The sequence below is a fragment of the Proteus sp. MB838 genome, from assembly GCF_054767435.1.
In genome coordinates this window covers 1-19,403 of record NZ_BAABMO010000053.1, presented here as the reverse complement: position 1 = coordinate 19,403, position 19,403 = coordinate 1, and the positions used below count along the sequence as shown (strand labels likewise).

Annotated in this window: 14 protein-coding genes and 2 pseudogenes; 10 read left to right on the top strand and 6 right to left on the bottom strand. The window is 38.2% G+C overall.

Annotation, left to right across the window (positions count from 1 at the left end; translation table 11 throughout):
- The first annotated feature begins 374 nt into the window (after positions 1-374).
- From ACYUCW_RS16395 to ydhT, 6 genes are all read left to right on the top strand, one after another.
- The gene (locus tag ACYUCW_RS16395) at positions 375-1,004 is read left to right on the top strand and encodes a ferredoxin-like protein (protein ID WP_004245149.1); all 630 of its coding nucleotides are present in this window, start codon (positions 375-377) and stop codon (positions 1,002-1,004) included.
- A 52-nt stretch (positions 1,005-1,056) separates the two neighbouring features.
- Complete coding sequence (locus ACYUCW_RS16390; protein WP_017827756.1) at positions 1,057-3,159, top strand: aldehyde ferredoxin oxidoreductase; 2,103 nt, start codon at positions 1,057-1,059, stop codon at positions 3,157-3,159.
- 18 nt (positions 3,160-3,177) lie between these two features.
- Complete coding sequence (locus tag ACYUCW_RS16385) at positions 3,178-3,891, top strand: YdhW family putative oxidoreductase system protein (RefSeq protein ID WP_223293421.1); 714 nt, start codon at positions 3,178-3,180, stop codon at positions 3,889-3,891.
- Positions 3,892-3,957: 66 nt separating this feature from the next.
- Entirely contained in the window at positions 3,958-4,629 is a 672-nt protein-coding gene (locus tag ACYUCW_RS16380; protein ID WP_004245152.1) for a 4Fe-4S dicluster domain-containing protein, read from the top strand.
- Entirely contained in the window at positions 4,626-5,423 is a 798-nt protein-coding gene (phsC, locus tag ACYUCW_RS16375; RefSeq protein WP_004245153.1) for a thiosulfate reductase cytochrome B subunit, read from the top strand. Before ACYUCW_RS16380 ends, phsC begins: the two co-directional genes overlap by 4 nt.
- 7 nt (positions 5,424-5,430) lie before the next feature.
- On the top strand, positions 5,431-6,405 hold the full coding sequence (gene ydhT / locus ACYUCW_RS16370; protein ID WP_017628261.1) for a protein YdhT: 975 nt from the start codon (positions 5,431-5,433) through the stop codon (positions 6,403-6,405).
- 178 nt (positions 6,406-6,583) lie between these two features.
- Here ydhT and ACYUCW_RS16365 read toward each other — a convergent pair whose 3' ends face one another.
- Genes ACYUCW_RS16365 through ACYUCW_RS16355 form a run of 3 tightly spaced genes read right to left on the bottom strand, consistent with a single transcriptional unit; the run spans position 6,584 to position 8,412 of the window.
- Complete coding sequence (locus tag ACYUCW_RS16365; RefSeq protein ID WP_004245155.1) at positions 6,584-7,066, bottom strand: DUF943 family protein; 483 nt, start codon at positions 7,064-7,066, stop codon at positions 6,584-6,586.
- Positions 7,066-7,917: a DUF3289 family protein gene (locus tag ACYUCW_RS16360; protein WP_004245156.1), complete on the bottom strand. Its 852-nt coding sequence runs from the start codon at positions 7,915-7,917 to the stop codon at positions 7,066-7,068. The genes ACYUCW_RS16365 and ACYUCW_RS16360 overlap by 1 nt, the downstream gene beginning before the upstream one ends.
- A 21-nt stretch (positions 7,918-7,938) precedes the next feature.
- Positions 7,939-8,412, bottom strand: a complete 474-nt coding sequence (locus ACYUCW_RS16355; protein ID WP_004252601.1) for an Hcp family type VI secretion system effector — start codon at positions 8,410-8,412, stop codon at positions 7,939-7,941.
- Between the two features lie 409 nt (positions 8,413-8,821).
- On the opposite strand from ACYUCW_RS16355, the gene ACYUCW_RS16350 reads away from it, so the two are divergent.
- Entirely contained in the window at positions 8,822-9,115 is a 294-nt protein-coding gene (locus tag ACYUCW_RS16350) for a helix-turn-helix domain-containing protein (RefSeq protein ID WP_004245158.1), read from the top strand.
- Between the two features lie 280 nt (positions 9,116-9,395).
- Here the strand turns inward: ACYUCW_RS16350 and brnQ are convergent, their stop codons facing one another.
- The 3 genes from brnQ to phoB all read right to left on the bottom strand — a co-directional run bounded on the left by brnQ (position 9,396) and on the right by phoB (position 13,236).
- Positions 9,396-10,733 (bottom strand): branched-chain amino acid transport system II carrier protein, encoded by a 1,338-nt coding sequence (gene brnQ, locus ACYUCW_RS16345; RefSeq protein WP_112843164.1) that lies wholly within the window; start codon positions 10,731-10,733, stop codon positions 9,396-9,398.
- Positions 10,734-11,230: 497 nt separating this feature from the next.
- Positions 11,231-12,523 carry a phosphate regulon sensor histidine kinase PhoR gene (gene phoR, locus ACYUCW_RS16340; RefSeq protein ID WP_004245160.1) on the bottom strand — a complete coding sequence of 431 codons (1,293 nt, stop codon included), beginning with the start codon at positions 12,521-12,523 and terminating at the stop codon, positions 11,231-11,233.
- A 23-nt stretch (positions 12,524-12,546) separates the two neighbouring features.
- Complete coding sequence (phoB, locus tag ACYUCW_RS16335) at positions 12,547-13,236, bottom strand: phosphate regulon transcriptional regulator PhoB (RefSeq protein ID WP_004249004.1); 690 nt, start codon at positions 13,234-13,236, stop codon at positions 12,547-12,549.
- A 221-nt stretch (positions 13,237-13,457) separates the two neighbouring features.
- On the opposite strand from phoB, the pseudogene sbcD reads away from it, so the two are divergent.
- From sbcD to ACYUCW_RS16320, 3 genes and pseudogenes are all read left to right on the top strand, one after another.
- A pseudogene (sbcD, locus tag ACYUCW_RS16330) lies at positions 13,458-14,689 on the top strand (exonuclease subunit SbcD).
- The gene (locus ACYUCW_RS16325) at positions 14,686-18,411 is read left to right on the top strand and encodes an SbcC/MukB-like Walker B domain-containing protein (protein WP_460409026.1); all 3,726 of its coding nucleotides are present in this window, start codon (positions 14,686-14,688) and stop codon (positions 18,409-18,411) included. The pseudogene sbcD and the gene ACYUCW_RS16325 overlap by 4 nt, the downstream one beginning before the upstream one ends.
- Before the next feature lie 129 nt (positions 18,412-18,540).
- Positions 18,541-19,140 (top strand): annotated as a pseudogene (locus ACYUCW_RS16320) (nitroreductase family protein).
- Positions 19,141-19,403: the final 263 nt, after the last annotated feature.

Sequence of the window (19,403 nt, the reverse complement as noted above, 5' to 3'; positions counted from 1 at the left end):
GAATATATATAAACAATATTAATTATCCTTCGTAGTTACAGATAAGAACAATAATCACTTAATTTAATTTTTTAACTAACGATAATTAATTTTATTTCTATGATTGCAGTCACAGAATAAATTTTTTAATAACCACAATATCATAATGGTTAATGAAAAATACGTAAAAACCGAATGTAACATATTGTAAATACAAATATTTAACAATTCACCACAAGCTATTTTCAGTAATAAAAAGTGTTGATAACTATTATGTCTATTCTAAACCAATCGTTATTATATTTTATATACAACGAAAAACAAGTAGAGAAAAGAACACATTTATCATCACAAATTATTTCTTATTTAAATTAGTTAAGCGGAGATAAATATTAATGTCTGATACACATCATCGTCCTATATTAGATATTGGACTATCAAGACTAGAGTTTCTGCGAATATCCGGTAAAGGGCTGGCAGGGATCACCATAGCACCCGCACTACTTTCTCTTTTAGGTTGTAAGCAAGAAGAAATAGACAGTGGCGTTATTCAACTGACAACCACACCTAAAGGTGTATTAGTGACTAATCGTGCCCGTTGCACTGGCTGTCATCGTTGTGAAACAGCATGTACAACATGGAATGATGGTAGCGTTGGCTCTTTCTTCTCCCGTACTAAAATCCATCGTCATTTCTATTTTGGTGATAAAGGCATTGGCTCTGGAGGGGGCTTATATGGCGACTTAAACTTTACCACTGATACTTGTCGCCAATGCAAAACACCCGAGTGTATGAACGTCTGCCCAGTAAAAGCTATCCGTTATCAAGAAGAGTTTGGCTGTATTGTCGTTGATACTCGTCGTTGTATCGGCTGTGCCGCTTGTACAACAGCTTGCCCGTGGATGATGGCAACCGTCAATCCACAAACGAAAAAATCCGGTAAATGTAATTTATGTGGTGAATGCGCCTCAGCATGCCCAACAGGGGCATTGCACATTATTGAATGGAAAGAAATTACCGTTTGATTTTTCTTAGCAATCACCTCATTGACCCCTCTTTAGATTAGGAAGCAATATTATGATTAACGGCTGGACTGGCAATATACTAAGAATTAATTTAACTACCGGTGCCATCTCTCGCGAAAGCTCAAGCCAATACAAATCCTTAATTGGTGGTATGGGCTTTGGCTACAAAATTATGTATGAAGAAGTTGCACCCGGTGTAAAACCTTTTGATGAAGAAAACAAAGTGGTATTTGCGGTAGGCCCGCTAACAGGATCAGGCGCACCCTGTAGCTCTCGCGTCAATATCACCTCTCTTTCAACCTTTACTCGCGGTAATTTAGTGGTTGATGCCCATATGGGAGGCTTTTTTGCCGCATGGATGAAATTTGCCGGCTATGATGCGTTGATCATTGAAGGTCAGGCAGATAAACCCGTGTGGATCCATATTGATGATGACCAAGTTTCCATTGAAGATGCCTCTTTTTTATGGGGAAAAGGAACTCGTCAAACAACAGAAGAACTTTGTGCTCAAACAAGCCCTGAAGCGTGTGTTGCTGCTATTGGCCCTGCAGGTGAAAACCTTGTCCCTCTTTCAGGACTTATCAATAGTCGTAACCACAGTGGTGGTGCTGGAATTGGTGCCGTACTTGGTGCTAAAAAATTAAAAGCGATTGTGGTTGAAGGAAGCCGTGGCGTTAATGTTGCCGATCGTAAAGCGTTAAAAGAGCTTAACGACTATATGATGACACAACTCATTGGCGCAAATAATAATCACGTCGTACCAAGTACCCCGCAATCTTGGGCAGAGTATTCACATCCGGGTTCACGCTGGACTGCACGTAAAGGGCTTTATTGGGGAGCGGCTGAAGGTGGCCCCATTGAAACAGGGGAGATCCCACCGGGCAATGCCAATACTGTCGGCTTTAGAACCATGAAATCAACCTTCGATCTTGGCCCAGAAGCAGAACAATACACGGTAAAAATGGGGGGATGCCACTCATGCCCTATTCGCTGTATGTCACAACTTAATGTCCCGCAAGCGAAAAAATTTGGCGTACCTCAAACAGGCGGAAACACTTGTGTCGCCAACTTTGTTCATACCACCATTTTCCCTAATGGCCCGAAAGATATTGAGAAAAAAGGCGATGCCAATGTTGTTGGTAATCTTGTCGGCCTCAATATTTTTGATGATATGGGCTTATGGTGCAACTACGGTCAGCTTCATCGTGACTTTACTTATTGCTATACCCACGGCGTTTTTAAACGCGTTCTTTCTGAAGAAGAGTATAACGATATTCCTTGGGATAAACTTGAAGAAGGTGATCCCGCATTTATCAAAGATTTCTATTACCGCTTAGCCCATCGTAAAGGTGAATTTAGTCACCTTGCTGATGGCTCTTATTTAATTGCACAACGCTGGAATTTAGGTGAGGAATATTGGGGTAATAAGAAAAATAAACTTTGGTCACCGATGGGTTTCCCTATTCACCATGCAAATGAAGCTTCTGCTCAAGTAGGCTCCATCGTCAACTGTATGTTTAACCGCGATGCGATGACACATACTCATATCAACTATATCGGTAGTGGTTTACCGCTAAAATTACAAAAAGAGATTGCAGGTGAACTATTTGGCTCTGGTGATGCTTTTGATGAAACCAAAAACTACACGCCGATTAATAAAGCAAAAATTGCCTATACCAAATGGACCATTTTGCGTAGTTGCCTACATGATGCCGTGACATTATGTAACTGGGTATGGCCAATGACCGTATCACCTCATAAAAGCCGCAACTATCGTGGCGATTTAGATATGGAAGCAAAATTTTTCACTGCCATTACCGGTGAACCAACCACTTCTCAAGATCTTGATTTAGCCTCAGAACGCATCTTCACTTTACATCGTGCTTACACGGTTAAGTTAATGAACACAATGGATATGCGTAATGAGCATGACCAAATCTGTTCATGGGTATTTGATAAAGATCCTGATATTCCTGTCTTTACGGAAGGGACAGACAAAATGGATAGAGAAGATATGCAACTCTCTCTCACCCTATTTTATGAAGAAATGGGCTGGGATCCACAATTAGGCTGTCCAACAAAAGCAACTTTAGTACGCCTTGGATTACAAGATGTTGCTGACGATTTAGCATCACGTGGCTTATTACCCAATTAATAGGTAAAGGAGATCATGATGAATAAACAGAATGCATCAGCCTCTATACCACCTGATATTGCTCATGATGCTGATATTACTTTAGAACAACCGGATATTTCTCTTCGTCGTTGGCTATTGCCGTTATCAGAGAGAGGTATTGGGCATGGTACTCACACCTTAACGGATACCACAGAAGAGCAAATTGAAGATATCGCGCAATTATCGGCTGAACAACACCTAGCCAATGCAATCCGTCAATGTTCAAAAGAAGGTGAACTATTAGCTATTTCCACGCTGTATGATGCGCCTTATTCACTCTCTGAAGAAGAGGTAATGCAATTAAGAGTCGCGTTGAACGAGGACGCTTTCGTTGATATTACTTATTTAACACATAATGGTGAAGATTATTTCTATTCTGACACTGTTATGTCAGATAACTATGCACAATTACAGCTTCTCAATAGATATACCGATATTTGTACTGCCATTGCAGGTTTAGTTCGCTTTGAATGCGAAACCTACCCTCGTCCATTGAAGCAAAGCATGTTGATGTCGGAGCCTTTTTATTACACCGCTGCAGAAATAGACGATGCATTGACGCTGATGAAAACTCACCCTGATTTTCAAGATATTCAGCAAATATTCGCCTCTAACAATGCCCCTTACCTATTTAGTAGCACCCTAATGAGTTATGGCAAGGCGAGAGGGTTAACAGAATGGCTGGAGGTAGAACAATATGAAAATCCTTAATGCTTCACCCTGTCGACGAAATGTTCTGTGGGTATTACAACAGCATCAGATTGAGGAGCAAAAATAATGCATGTTTCTCGCCGTAAATTTGTAGCAGGTATAGGTACTGTGATCTTTTTCAGTGCGCCACTGGGTAGTGCCTTAGCGGCAGCCACAGATAAAAAACCGATACGCTATGCCATGATCCATGACGAAACACGCTGTAATGGCTGTAATATTTGTGCCACAGCGTGCCGTCGATTAAATAAAGTACCAACCGGAATGGCGCGAATGGATATTGCACACATTCCATTAAGCTTAAAAGAAGATAACGATAAGTACCATTTTTTTAGACACTCATGTCAGCAGTGTGAAGATGCTCCTTGTATCTCGGTTTGTCCTACGGGCGCATCTTGGCGCGATGAAAGCAATGGTATTGTTCGCGTTAATAAAGAGAAATGTATTGGCTGTAGTTATTGCATATCAGCCTGTCCTTACCAAGTTCGTTATCTTAATCCCGTAACACATGTTGCTGATAAATGTGACTTTTGTCTTGAGTCTCGATTACAAAAAGGGTTCCCACCGATTTGTGTCAGCGCTTGCCCACAAAACGCCCTACTCTTTGGTAGAGAAGATAGCCCACAAATTCAGCAATGGCTAAAAACACATGACTACTATCTCTATCAACTTGATGGAGTAGGAAAACCGCATCTTTATCGACGTGTTGGACCTCATGTACAAGGGGGAGATAACGTATGAGTGCAATAAATATCATGCCAAATGCAGCACAATTTCAAGCCTCACTCAAACAGTATGTCTTAATCTATACACCGGACTATTTGCCACTTTGGTTAATTGTTGCCGGCGTATTATTTGTCGGCATGCTACTTGTACTCGCACTTCATGGTTTTTTACGTTACCGCTTCGCCACACCCCATGGAGAGCATCATCAAGAAGAGAAACTCTATCTTTACTCAAAAGCGGTACGTTTATGGCATTGGAGTAATGCAACTTTATTTATCTTACTCCTTCTCAGTGGCGGGATTAACCATTTCGCCCTACTCTCGGCACATGACACGGCGTTACTCGTCAATGTGCATGAAATTTGTGGTTATCTACTCTTAGTATGCTGGTTGTCCTTTGTGTTAATTAATCTTGTTGGTGGCAATGGTAAATTTTACCGTATTGACAGTAAAAACTGGTTGCAACGAGTATTAATGCAAACACGTTTTTATCTTTACGGCATTATTAAAGGGGAAGATCATCCTTTTCCAGCCACTCCCAAGGTTAAATTTAATCCACTGCAACAAATGGCTTATTTAGGTGTGATGTATGCATTAGTACCATTACTTTTAATCACTGGGATCTTACTGCAAAATCCCATGTTTATCCCTGCTGATGCTGTGCTATTTAAAGCTTGGTTATTAATAATTCACCAAATACTAGCCGTGTGTAGTGTCTTTTTTATCTTTGGTCACCTTTACCTGTGTACCACCGGAAGAACGCCATTCCAAACCTTTCGCAGTATGGTTGACGGCTACCATAGACACTAATAAATAGATGGATCAAGGAGCTTATATGTCAGTCCCTTCACAGGAAAATATCACACTAACCAAAGAAGACTTACGCCAACTGCATGTTTCAAGTTCACTTTATCGTTGGTTTTTGCGTTATTTTCCCCATGGAGGTACTTACCGTGCTATCCATAATGAATTGATAAAACAACGTCAAACACAATGGATAGAAAGCTTAATTCAATATATTTATCTGCGTCATTTTAGTCAGTCCTCTTTTGCCAAACAGGAACAAGAAGTGATAGAAAACATCTTGTCCCTGTTAGGCAATGAAAAACAAACCGGTGTGACATTACAACGTTTACCCTATCACCAACCGCAATCTAGCGACGAAAACATCCAGTTTTCCACCGAATGGCATCAACTGATTGTCAAAAGCCAACAATTTAACACCGCCCTTGCATTATGTGGTCGTGATAATATTGTCGCCTTTTCCGGTGATGAAAACAGTATTGCTAACACTGGTTATAGTAACCAATTAATCAACAGCGGATTTGCTGGAAAGATCAGTAATACGGCAGATCAATGTCGTATTGGTAGCTTAGGAGGACGCTCTCGTATTTGTAATAGTGGCAACGATGTTAAAATTTACGCTTCTGGCCAAGGGGCGCATATTGCCAATAGTGGCATAAGAAACTTTATTAATGCGACTCAATCCCGTACAAAAGTCACCAATACTGGTGATTTAGCACATATTACTGTTACTGGCGATAACGCCATTGCTATCAACACAGGTGATAACTGCACACTCTCTGTATCTGGGGATAACAGCGTGTGTATCTCAACAGGGCATCTTCAGCAATTTTGCTTAGGAAAAGGCGGTAGTGCTGTGATTGCCTATCACGATGGAAAACGCACCCGCTTTAACGTTTTCTATGAAGGTGAAGATAATATTGAGGCCGGCATTCACTACTACTTAGATGAAAAACAGCGCCCTGTTGCAATGGATAATATTACTTAACTCAATAATTAATAAAAAATTCTCATAGAAGCTATTGGGCAAACATGGAGACGAAACACGATAACTTCGCATTGTTTCACAAAGATTTAGAGTTATATTTTATATTTTTGATATAAACAGCAAAATATATTTTTAAGCATAAAATGTGAATAAGCTATTATCACCACTTGTGACCAAGTTATGCATTAGGGACTACTGTGATAGTTGTATTAGCATCCTTGTCTTTCTTTATAAAAGAACCATTTTTATCTTTAATATATGCAGAATTACCTATCCTAATTTCCTCTTCATTTAAAGAATACATTATTGACATCACTTTATCTTTTTCTATACATTTTTTGTTACTTTTAATTTCAGTAAAACATAATCGATCGTATTTTCCTTCTTCTAAATATCCATCACCGTAATTCCATATAGAAATCAAAAATAAACTATTTTTATTCTTAAATAAATCATACTTTTTATCTAAAACATCTTGATTGTTTTTCCACCATATTATTTTTCCATAATCAGTTATCGGAAAATCCTCAACCAGAATAGAGGTGGTATACGTATCTTTATGTACTCCCATAACTTTAACGGGAATAAAAAACTCATACACTACAAAAAAAATAAAAGATAGCAAAAATATGATTATTGTTATTTTATATTTAAAAGCCATTATTTTGGACTCCGAATTTTTATATTAATAGTCGCTTCCATATTGGTCATAAACGGTTTAAAGCCTAATTTGTCATATCGCTGTAATACAAACCAAATTCTAAAAAATCTGAAATTATGATAAAGAGCAGACATAATATCATTACTATCTAAACCAAAATGATCTTGAATTTTATAATGAATAATTGCATCACAATAATCATTGTAAATTTCTAGCTTTTGTAAAGTAATGGTCGTTGACCAAGTGTCATGTACGGTAATCCCCAATCCATTCACTCTATCCTCAAGACGATCGAATTTAGGAAGCACGCTATCGCCTATATAACTTTTTAGCACCAAGTGAATATCAATACGGTCTTTTATACTTCGAGTATTCCAATTAATAGATTTATTAAAAACGTCTCTTATTTTCAGTAATGAACTATTATCAGAATCATCTTCTAAAATTTGCTCTCTGATAGCATCGTTTAATAAAGGATCATTATAAGGTGCGCCATCATTAAATTGCATATGAGTTATCATTTTATTAATAAGGATCGCATAAGGACTACGGAAGGCAAACATTGATGATAAATGGCGAAATTCATCAAACAAGATTTGTGCACATTCAGCTTTTCCTATTTTTGATATCACTATGTTATGATTATTCGCATCATAGACTTTATTAAAAAATCCATCATTTTCTATTGTTTGGAAAGTGTATGGATTTACTCTCATTGAAACATCACGCAAATTAAATTGATTTCGTAGCTGATCTCCACTCAAATCTCCGTAACGCATATCATCTGCACTGTAATCATCCATACGTCTTTGAGTTTGGTATATAACCAATGGAGTAATTATCGCTGACATAATTCTGCCTTGTATAAACTCTTAAATTGTACTTGAGATACTATATCCCGACGTACCAGCCATGATGTGATTACATGTAATACTTTCATAGTGTATTGTAATTATTTCACTGGGTAATGAATCACTTTGAGTTATTGTGCTGGCATTCACCTGGGAATAATTAACAATTGATGCATTAGTTAAAACAACAGTCATATATTTTTCTTGTGAACCAGTAGCGGAGGTTCGATAGTAATCAAGTTCACATCTTAATATTTCATTATTTGTGATGGCGACAATGAGTAAAGGCGTTGATTTATCGACATGTTTGGTAATTGACATTGGATGGTGGCTCAGATTTTGGGCTCTGTTTATATTGAATGAAGAAGCTATTACTAATATCTCATCAGTATGGTTTTCTTGATATTTATTTCCTATTGAGTCCCAAGTAGAGCACCCTGCTGAAATTAAGCCCTGTTTATTTCCATTTAAACGTAAGTAAATATTATTAGCCATGATTAATTCACCTTGATTATGAGCAGTTTTAAACACTCTAAAGCAATACTGCTAGTATAGTATTATGATAAAAAAACATACAAGTAACCTACTATAGGTATTAATGGAGTGTATTAGAAACAACATGGGTGATGATTATTTAGCAACTTACCAATAAAATATATTCGCTGGTATTACTCTCTATGTTTAATATAACTTTTTATAGATGAAGATAATATTGTGGTGAGTACTTACTACTATTTAGATGAAAAACAGCACCCCGTTGCAATGAATAATTTTACTGAATGCTTATAATTAGTAAAAATCCTAACAGAAGTTAGCTTGTAAAAATGGACACTATAATGTCCAATTATGCCATATTATGCTATAATTGGACATTATAGTGTCCATTTTATGTTTAGAGCTAATAATGAAACTCTCATTACTTACCGATATTGATGTTAGTCGAGCTTTTGCTACTCATTTACGAAAACGACGAGAAAAAGAAAAATGGTCTCGGGAACATCTTGCCGAGCGCAGTACCGTCCCTGCATCAACAATTAAAAAATTTGAGTTACAAGGCAAAATTTCATTACGACAACTACTGTTACTTTGGCAGTGTCTTGATGATTTAAATAACCTTTATGCCGTTGTTGACCCTAAAAAAGCCAATAAGCCTCGTATACCAAGAACCATTGAAGAGGTATTACAAGATGAATTTTAAGCTAACATGGTAAACAACCACCATTAAACATAATCAAACATCTTGCAGAAATAGCTGGTTTTGAAAGTTGGCAACAAGCACAAACGTATATCCATCATACTGTTGATATTATTAGTCAATTCTCATCGTTAGCTAAAGAGTATGACGTTTCAAATTCCGTTCGTGCTGATATTGATAAAACGCTTACTAATCGCCTAAAAGAAAATCAACACTTACTTTAATTTCGTAAAAAAGGGAAACTTCCGTTTCCCTTTTAGATTTTAATTTAATGTATTTTAGCTTATTTGTTTATCCCAGAGTGGATCACTTTTTTATGTTGTGAGCCAGCTACTTTATCGTAAATAGCGCATATAACAATAGTCACTAATACAGGAATTAACCACGCTAATCCTTGCTCACTTAATGGTAATTTAGCCGCCCAATCCGGTAATAAATGTTTTAAATGATCAGATGCTTTAATGGCATCAAAAATGCCAAAAAATAAGCTTATTGCCATTGCAGGGGCAATAATACGGCTTGGATTATGCCAAAAACGTAAAGTGAAACTCATCAGAATAATCACAATACAAGGAGGATAAATCATCACCAGAACAGGAATGGAGAACGCAATCAGTTTACTTAAACCAAGATTAGAGACTACCGCGGAAAATACAGCCAAAATCAATACTAATGTACGATAAGAAATAGGCAAATAGCGGCTAAAAAACTCCGCACAAGCACAAGTTAAACCTACCGCGGTCACCATACAAGCTAAGAAAATAAGCAGAGCTAAAAAGAAACTACCAAAATTACCGAAAGTATGTTGCACATAAGCATGTAAAATATCTGCGCCATCTTTTGCTTCTGGAATAATGCTGCCGCTAGCAGAACCAAGCTTAAATAAACTAAGATAAATCGCCGTTAATAACACACCCGCGATAATTCCCGCCCACATAGTATAACGTGTTAATAAAGACGAATTATCAATCCCTCTTGAGCGGGCCGCATTGACAATAACAATACCAAAGACCATCGCGCCTAACGTATCCATGGTAAGATAGCCATTAATAAAACCTTGGGTAAATGCCATATCTTGATACGCTTGTGTAGCGGGGATCGGCGTTCCTGCTGGCCAAAATAGCGCAGCTAAACCTAATACAGCTAAGGCTAAAATTTTAATCGGTGCCAGAATGTGACCAACACTATCAAGTAATTTTCTCGGATACAGTGAAATACCGATAACAATTAAAAAGTAAATAACACTATAAATAAGTAAGGCAATATCACTATCACCCACTAAAGGGGCAATGCCAACTTTAAAAGAGACCGTTGCGGTTCGAGGGGTGGCAAATAAAGGGCCGACAGCAAGATAAGCGACTATTGCTAATAAAAGTCCCATAGATTTACCAATGGGGGTGCTTAATGCTTCAATTCCCCCTCCCACTTTCGCTAATGCCACCACTGTTAGCACAGGTAAGCCAACTCCGGTTAGCAAAAAACCAATGGCCGCAGTCCAAACAAACTCCCCTGATTGCAACCCCACCATCGGGGGAAAAATAATATTCCCTGCTCCAACAAATAGAGCAAAAGTCATAAAACCTAATGCCAGAATGTCTCTGGAAGTTAATCGATGTGCCATAAGATTTGTTAATATATCGTTATTAGATGGTTAATTTACATTTACTATATAAAGTAAATACAACAAAAATATCAGCAGTATCTATTTTGCTTCATGATGGGTTATTCAGAATAATATTTAAGAATAATCATTTTACACAGAGCAATTACATATTAAATAGAAAAAAGCGCCGATAACTGCTCACAAGTAAAACTTTTATAATGAAAAAAGGCAATAGCTGATCTAAAAAGCAGAATAATCATCTAAAGTATTTTTTCAGGCCAGTGATAACTGTTATATATCGCCAATTATCCCCGATATGATTTGTATATTTTTCACTCACCAAACGGCAATCTAGCCATCAATTAAAGTTCCCATTAATTAATAATATTAAAATTTAACGCTACGATATTAGATTTTATTGATATTGATTTGATGGGTATATGACAAAAATACCTTTATCACCTCTTTTAAAAATAGGTAATAAAGGTACTAATAAAATAAGAATAAAAACGAAATTATTTTTTTTCTGTTAACAATGTTTGCGGCATGATAAAAGAAAAAGTGCTTCCTACACCGACTTTACTTTCAATATTCAGTATTGAGTGATGATGTTGTAAGGACTTTTTGACAATCGCCAATCCAAGCCCTGTACCACCGGTGTGGCGGGAGCGCGCTTTATCTACACGATAAAAACGTTCGGTTAAGCGCGTTAAATGTTCAGCACTGATACCCGGCCCATTATCTGACACACTAAACAACATACCTTGTGGTACTTTTTTCCAACTCACGCGAATAGTCGTACCCTCAGGGGTATGATTTATGGCGTTATAGACAAGGTTAGATACGGCACTACGCAATTGCTCTTCATTACCACGAACAGCCCATTTATGGTCAATATCAAAGATGATATTTTGTTGTTCTTGGCTTAATGAGTGCGCGTCATGCTCAAGCACGCTTAATAGCGCAGGCATATCGACAACCGTGTTCAAATCAATATGAGGCGCAGATTCAATACGTGAAAGCTGTAACAGTTGTTGTACTAATAAGTCCATACGCTTTGCTTGCTCTTGCATGGTCTTAATCACTTTATGTTCAGCCGGGTTTTCTGCGGTATTCTCTTCCATCATCTCAAGATAGCCTTGAATAACCGTTAAAGGTGTTCTTAATTCATGGCTCACATTAGCAAAAAAATCACGTCGCGAATTTTCTAACTTATTCTTCTCGGTCACATCGCGAGCAACCATTAAACGTTGATCATCCGCATAAGGCATCACCCGAAATTCAACAATAGCACCATTATTTAATGCAATAGTTAAAGGGCGGCTAAAATCGGCGACGGTGAAATAATGTAAAAAATCGGGATAGCGCAATAAATTAAAAATATTTTGTCCATTATCATCAGGCCAACGAAAGCCTAGAAGATGCTGAGCAAGACTATTACACCAAAAGATATTTCCTTCATTAGTGATCATCACAACGGCATCTGGTAGGCTCTCCGCCCCGCTACGAAAACGCTTAATTAAATCACCTAATTCTCGACGGCGTTTACGGTTACGTTGCTGTGTTTGTCGTATACCATAAAAAATAGGCTCCCAGCCCCCTTTCCCTTCTGGGGGTAATACCGATCTATCGAGCCATAACCATTTAGATAATTTCATTAAATTATAGGCGTGCCATATCAAGGCACTCAGTAATGAGACCACGAGCAACCAAGGAAGGTGGCCGATAAATAGTGATAATACAAAGGCAGGTAAACAAAATAGAAATAGCCCCCACACGAGGGCTTTCCATGAGAGTCGTTCTAACACCAGTTAATTACTCCCTTATCAACTCAAAATCGAGCAGAGAAACGATATCCCGTTCCTCGTACCGTTTGTATCATTCGGTCATGGCCATCTTGCTCTATAGCTTTACGCAATCGACGAATATGTACATCGACAGTACGATCTTCGACATAAACATTGGTGCCCCAAACATAGTTTAGCAACTGCTCTCGGCTATATACACGTTCGGGATGGGTCATAAAAAAGTGGAGAAGTTTAAATTCGGTAGGCCCCATATCAATGGGTTTATCTTGACTGGTAACTCGATGTGAAACAGGATCAAGACTTAATCCATTAAATTCAATCACATCTTCTGCCGACATCGGTGACAATCGTCGTAAAATAGCCTTTACCCGAGCCACCAGCTCTTTAGGCGAAAAAGGTTTAATCACATAGTCGTCTGCACCTGTTTCGAGACCTTTGACTTTATCTTCTTCTTCCCCTTTTGCTGTTAGCATAATAATAGGAATATCACGGGTATTATTTTCACGCTTCATCTGTTTAATCACTTGGATACCCGAGCCTCCGGGGATCATCCAATCTAATAAAACCAGATCAGGGTAAGGGTCAATCAGAAAACTCAATGCAGTATCATAGTCCTCAGCTTCAATAGGCTGAAAACCATTTTGCTCTAATACAAAACAGATCATCTCTCGAATTGCGGTTTCATCTTCAACAACAAGAATACGCCTTGCCATACTCTATCCTGTGTTATTTATATAGAGGGTCATAATGATTATGAGGCACTTTTATGACAGATTTATGACTGACTATGACAATACTGGAATACAGTGTCATTATTAAGGTAAATAAGGCTAAAATTGGTGTAATTTCACTCAAAATACGTAGCTCATAGGTGGATTTTCACTAAAAAAGTAAGGTGCGCCATACTGACGGCAGTTAACATTAAGGGATAGCAATGCGGATTATTCACACCTCAGATTGGCATTTAGGACAATATTTTTTTACAAAAACTCGCGCCCAAGAGCACCAACAATTTCTCGATTGGCTATTAGCGCAAATCCGTGAACAACAAGTTGATGCAGTTATTGTTGCAGGGGATATCTTTGATACTGGCTCCCCCCCAGTTATGCCCGAGAGCTTTATAATCGATTTGTCGTCGCAATAAGAGATACTCAGTGCCAACTGATTATTTTAGGGGGTAATCATGATTCTGTGGCAACGCTAAATGAATCTAAATCACTGTTAGCGTGTTTAAATACCACCGTCATTGCTAATGTTCACACTGAAACCCCACAAGCCCCTATTATTCTTTATCAAAAAAATCACACACCTGGAGCATTACTTTGTGCAATCCCCTATTTACGCCCTAGAGATATGATAAATAGCAAAAGTGGGCAATCGGGAGCAGACAAACAGGGCGCTTTAAAAGAAGCGATCGCAGATTATTATCAACGCCAATATCAAGCCGCGCTCGACTTACGAAAACAACTCAATGTTAACATCCCTATCATTGCCACAGGGCATCTGACAACGATTGGCGCCAGTGTTAGCGATTCGGTACGTGAAATTTATATCGGCACATTAGAAGCCTTTAACGCAACCCTATTTCCTCCATTTGACTATATCGCCCTTGGTCATATTCATCGCCCACAGCGCGTCAATAAATCGGGTCATATTCGCTACAGTGGTTCACCTATTCCATTAAGTTTTGATGAAAGTGCACAACAGAAAAGTGTTTGTCTTATCGATTTTGAGCAAGATAAGTTAGCGGAAATGACACTATTAGCCATCCCTGAGTTTCAGCTATTACGCACTCTTTCAGGCTCGTTACAAGAAATTGCCACACAACTCGAAAAGTTAGCAACACAATATAATGAAATGGATACCACGATTTGGCTAGATATTGAAGTTTCAACTCAAGATTATCTCAGTGATATTCAAACCCGTATTCAAGAGCTAACTCAATCGCCACTCTTTGAAGTGATCGTATTAAGAAGAGCGAGAAAACAACGTCAAGCACTGATGCAAAATGAGAAAGAAACCCTAACTGAACTGACTGTATATGATGTATTTGAAAGGCGCTTAGCTCAACACCAGTTTGAAACCGAGGAAGACAAAACACGGTTAACCACACTCTTTAAGCAAGCGGTTGAAATGGCAGAGCAAGAGGATAACAACGCACGATGAAAATCTTAAGTCTGCGCTTTAAAAACATTAACTCACTCAAAGGCGAATGGAAAATTAACTTTGATCAAGAGCCTTTTGTTAGCAATGGGCTATTTGCCATTACAGGCCCGACAGGTGCGGGTAAAACCACGCTCTTAGATGCAATTAGTTTAGCCTTATATCACAGAACGCCACGCTTAGATAAAGTAACCCAATCTCAAAATGAATTAATGACTCGTCACACTGCAGAATGTTTAGCTGAAGTGGAATTTGAAGTTAAAGGGGTTGCCTATCGGGCATTTTGGGAACAACGTCGTGCTAATTATAAAGAAGAGAGAAACTTACAAGCCCCACAGGCTGAGTTAGCAAAAATTAATCGTTTAGGCGGTGAAGATAAAGTTTTAGCCAATAAAATTAGCCAAGTAAAAGAAAAAATAATCTCGATCACCGGATTAGATTTCGATCGCTTCACTAAATCCATGTTGTTATCACAAGGGCAATTTGCTGCATTTCTCAACGCTGATGATAAATCTCGTGCAGAGCTACTTGAAGAGCTTACTGGTACAGATATCTATCGCCATATTTCACAAACAATTTTTAAACATTGGCGCGAAGAAGAGCAGGCTTTAAACACGCTAAAACAACAAGCTCAAATGATGGCATTATTGGATGCAACAATACGCCAAGAGCTATTAACACAACAAGCCAATATTCAAGCACAAGTAACAAGGTTACAAAAAGAGCAACAGGAATACCAAGTTGCTAAGCAATGGCAAGAAAAAGCGCTAGAAATTCAGCAGCAACAACAATCAGCCCAAGCGGGACTCTATGAGGCTCAACAGGCATTAATTATTGCTCAACCCGATATTCAACGCTTAGAAAAAAATGAGCCAGCAGAAAAAATTCGCCCTCTTTATGATGAAAAAAATCGTCGTCTTACAGAGCAAAACTATTTAGCAACACAGTTAACAAGCTTAAAAACAGAAAAACAGGCTATTGAACAGCAAAGTCTACCTATCAATAAAAAATTGGCAGACTTTCATGAACAATTAAAAACGCATCATGAGAAAAAACAGCACACTTTACAGTTAATTCGTGAGAAGGTACTGCCTTTAGATAATCAATTGGTGCTGTTACAACAAGAAATTAGTACTAATAACCAACACAAGCATAAATTAGAAAAAATATGCGCTGAATATCTGCAACATTCTCAGTTAGCCGAGAAAAAATTAATCACCACACAACAACAAGTTAATCAATTAAATAACGACTTAACACAACACGCCTATCATGCACAACTTGCGGAAAATCTACCCTTATGGCAACACTATTTTCAGCAATATAATGAAATATCAAACCAATATCTTGCCAACCAAAAACGAGAAACAGCAGAGCAGGAAAAAGTCATAAGTTTGGAAAAAGCATTACAACAAGCTACCCAAACATTAGCCACCCAACAAGAGCAACTTAATTTACAGCAACAGCAACTACAATCTTATCAAACACAATTGGAAGCGCGTCAAAAAGCAGACAAACCCGATGAAATAAAACCGCGATTACAACAAATTAATCTGCAAAAAAATGCATTGGCAAAAATTATAAATTTACACACTCAATTACAACGTAATGGCAAAGAGCAGCAACATTATCAAACTACATTGAGTGAAAATCAGCAAAAAATAGCAACTCTAACCCAAACGATTGCAGAAAATGATCTGGCACTAAAAGAGAAAGCACAACATCTTAAAGATTTAAATGACAACTATCTTTTGCTACAAAAAGTCGCCGAATATGAGCAAGAGCGTGCACGTTTACTGAAAGATAAACCTTGCCCTCTATGTGGCTCAACACAGCATCCTTATGTAGAAACCTATCATGACATCAAACCAGATGAGACAAAGCTACGTTTAGAAGCATTACAACAGCAGGTGCATTCACTCACCATCACCTTAGCCGAACAGCGAACCCAACTGGTAAACTATGGCTCACAAAATAGCACCTTGAGTGACAATATCGCTCAGTTAACCCAAGAGAATAGCGTACTGACCCAACAGTGGCAGACGTTAGCACAAGCACACCATTTACCGTTAGTTGATGATGCAGATAACTTACTGACATTAGAACAATCATTAAATCAGCAAGAGCTTATTCTCACAGAAAAACTTGACAGTTATCAGCAATTAGAAGCCCAAACACATCAAAAGAATACGCATTTTCTCAATGCAAAAGAGCAATTTAATCAACAACAACAATCGGTTAAGCAACAGCAAAATGATTTAGATTATTTGCAAAAAACAATCAAAACCTATCAGCAACAAAGCGAGCACTTGCACCAACAGCAACAACAATTAGCACAACATATTCAGTCAGCGATTGAAAAACAAGGCTATACACTCCCTGAATTTGAGCAGTTCACGCCATGGTTGGCAGCTCGTCAACAAGAGCACCAGCAATATCAAAGTCAGTTAAAAGAGCTTCAGCTATTACAACAAAGCCTACGTGAACAGCAAGTGACGCAAAATGAAAAAAAACGTTATTTAGCAGAAAAACAGGCTGAACTTGAGGCGCTATTAGCAAAATTAAGCCAACAACAGCACCAACAAACACAATGGCAGGATCAACGACAAGCCTTATTTGGTTCACAATCTGTAGAGCAGGTACGTAGTGAACTTGATAAACATAGCCAATTTTTACAAACCCAGATTGAGCAATATACTCAAGAAAAAAACCAACTAGAAAACCGACTTAATCAATTAATTGGCCAATATCAAGAGAATGAAAAAGCCCTACAACGAGCAATAACACAAGCACAACAAGCCACTGAACACTATCAACACGCGTTAAAAGAGAGTCTTTTTGCCGATGAAAATGACTTTTTAGCCTCTCTATTATCGGTAGAGGAAAGAACACGTCTACAAGAGCAGCAAAAACAGCGACTTGATAAACTTTTACAAGAAAAAACGCGCCTTGAGACTCAAGAAAAAGCCTATCAACAACATTTATTACAACAACCATTACTCTCAACCCAATGTACTGCTGAGCAATGTAATATCCATTTAGACGACTTAGCAAAGCAACACAAAGCGTTGCAAGAAACACTATTTAGTCTGCAAATACAATTACGCCAAGATGATGAAAAACGGATAGAGCAACAAACACTATTAGCGCAAATAGCCAAACAGCAAGCGCATTATGATGATTGGAGTTATTTAAATGAGTTAGTTGGCTCTGCATCTGGTGATAAATTTAGTCGCTTTGCCCAAGGGTTAACCCTCGACCATCTTATCTATCTGGCTAATCGTCGCTTAGAAAAACTACATGGTCGTTACTTTTTACAACGCAAAACGACAGGTAGCCTTGAATTACAGATTGCCGATACATGGCAAGCAGATGCTCTACGCGATACACGTACACTTTCTGGTGGAGAGAGTTTTTTAGTCAGCTTATCCCTTGCCTTAGCGTTATCTGATTTAGTCAGTAATAAGACGCAAATTGAGTCACTCTTTTTAGATGAAGGCTTTGGCACTCTCGATCCTGATACACTAGATATTGCTTTAGATGCCTTAGATAGCCTTAATGCTTCTGGCAAAATTATTGGTGTGATCAGTCATGTTGAAGCGATGAAAGAGCGTATTCCGGTACAAATAAAAGTGAAAAAAGCGGGGGGTTTAGGAATAAGTCAGCTAGCACCTGAGTTTAGATATGGTAATAAGAGCAATGAAAATCAATCAGTTAAAGACTAGCTCTAATAATTTGATGTAAGTGGTTAAAATTTTTAGATATCAATAAATCACCCACAGCGTCTATAGTATGTGCATAGATTAGCTCAGGCTAAACAGCTTTAAACGCTTATATTTATCAAGGAGATAAGCATGTCTAACGCATTCACAGAATTAATGAAAAAACGTAGAACAATTTATCATTTAGGTAATCAACTGCCTATTAGCGAAGACAGAGTTGCTACGATCATCAAAGAAGCGGTTAAAGAAAGCCCTAGCGCATTTAACTCATAAACTTCTCGTGTTGTCGTTTTATTTGGTGAACAACACCAGAAATTATGGAATATCGTTAAAGATACTCTGAAAAAATTAGTCCCTGCGGATGCATTTAGCGCAACAGAAGCCAAAATTAATAGCTTTGCTGCCGGTGCAGGCTCCATCCTTTATTTTGAAGATACTGATATCGTTAAAGGGCTTCAAGAGCAGTTCCCACTGTATGCTGAAAACTTTCCTGTTTGGTCAGAGCAAGCCAGTGGTATGGCTCAGCTTTCTGTCTGGACTGCACTTGCGGCTGAAAATGTAGGGGCATCACTGCAACACTACAATCCAATTATTGATGATGAAGTTCACGCAACTTGGGATATTCCTCGCCATTGGAAATTAAGAGCACAAATGGTCTTTGGCTCTATCGAACAAGAAGCAAGTGAGAAAAATTATATTGAAGATGACGCTCGTTTTAAAATCTTCAAATAATAGAATTTAATATAGACATCTGATCCAAATACCCTCTTTTTATTTTCATTCCTTGCCCACAGCCTCTGTGGGCTTTTTTTTGCCCACGACAAATAATAAAGGGAGCATTAGCCCCCTTCTTTTATGACTTGATCAGTTTAATATCATGCTTTCGCTGCTTTTTCTGAGCTTCTTGACATCCTCCACGCCCTAAAGGACGTGGATCCCTACTGCGTTCAGACTGATGTCTGAATCACCTCGGCGGGTTCCTGCTTCGACGGGCG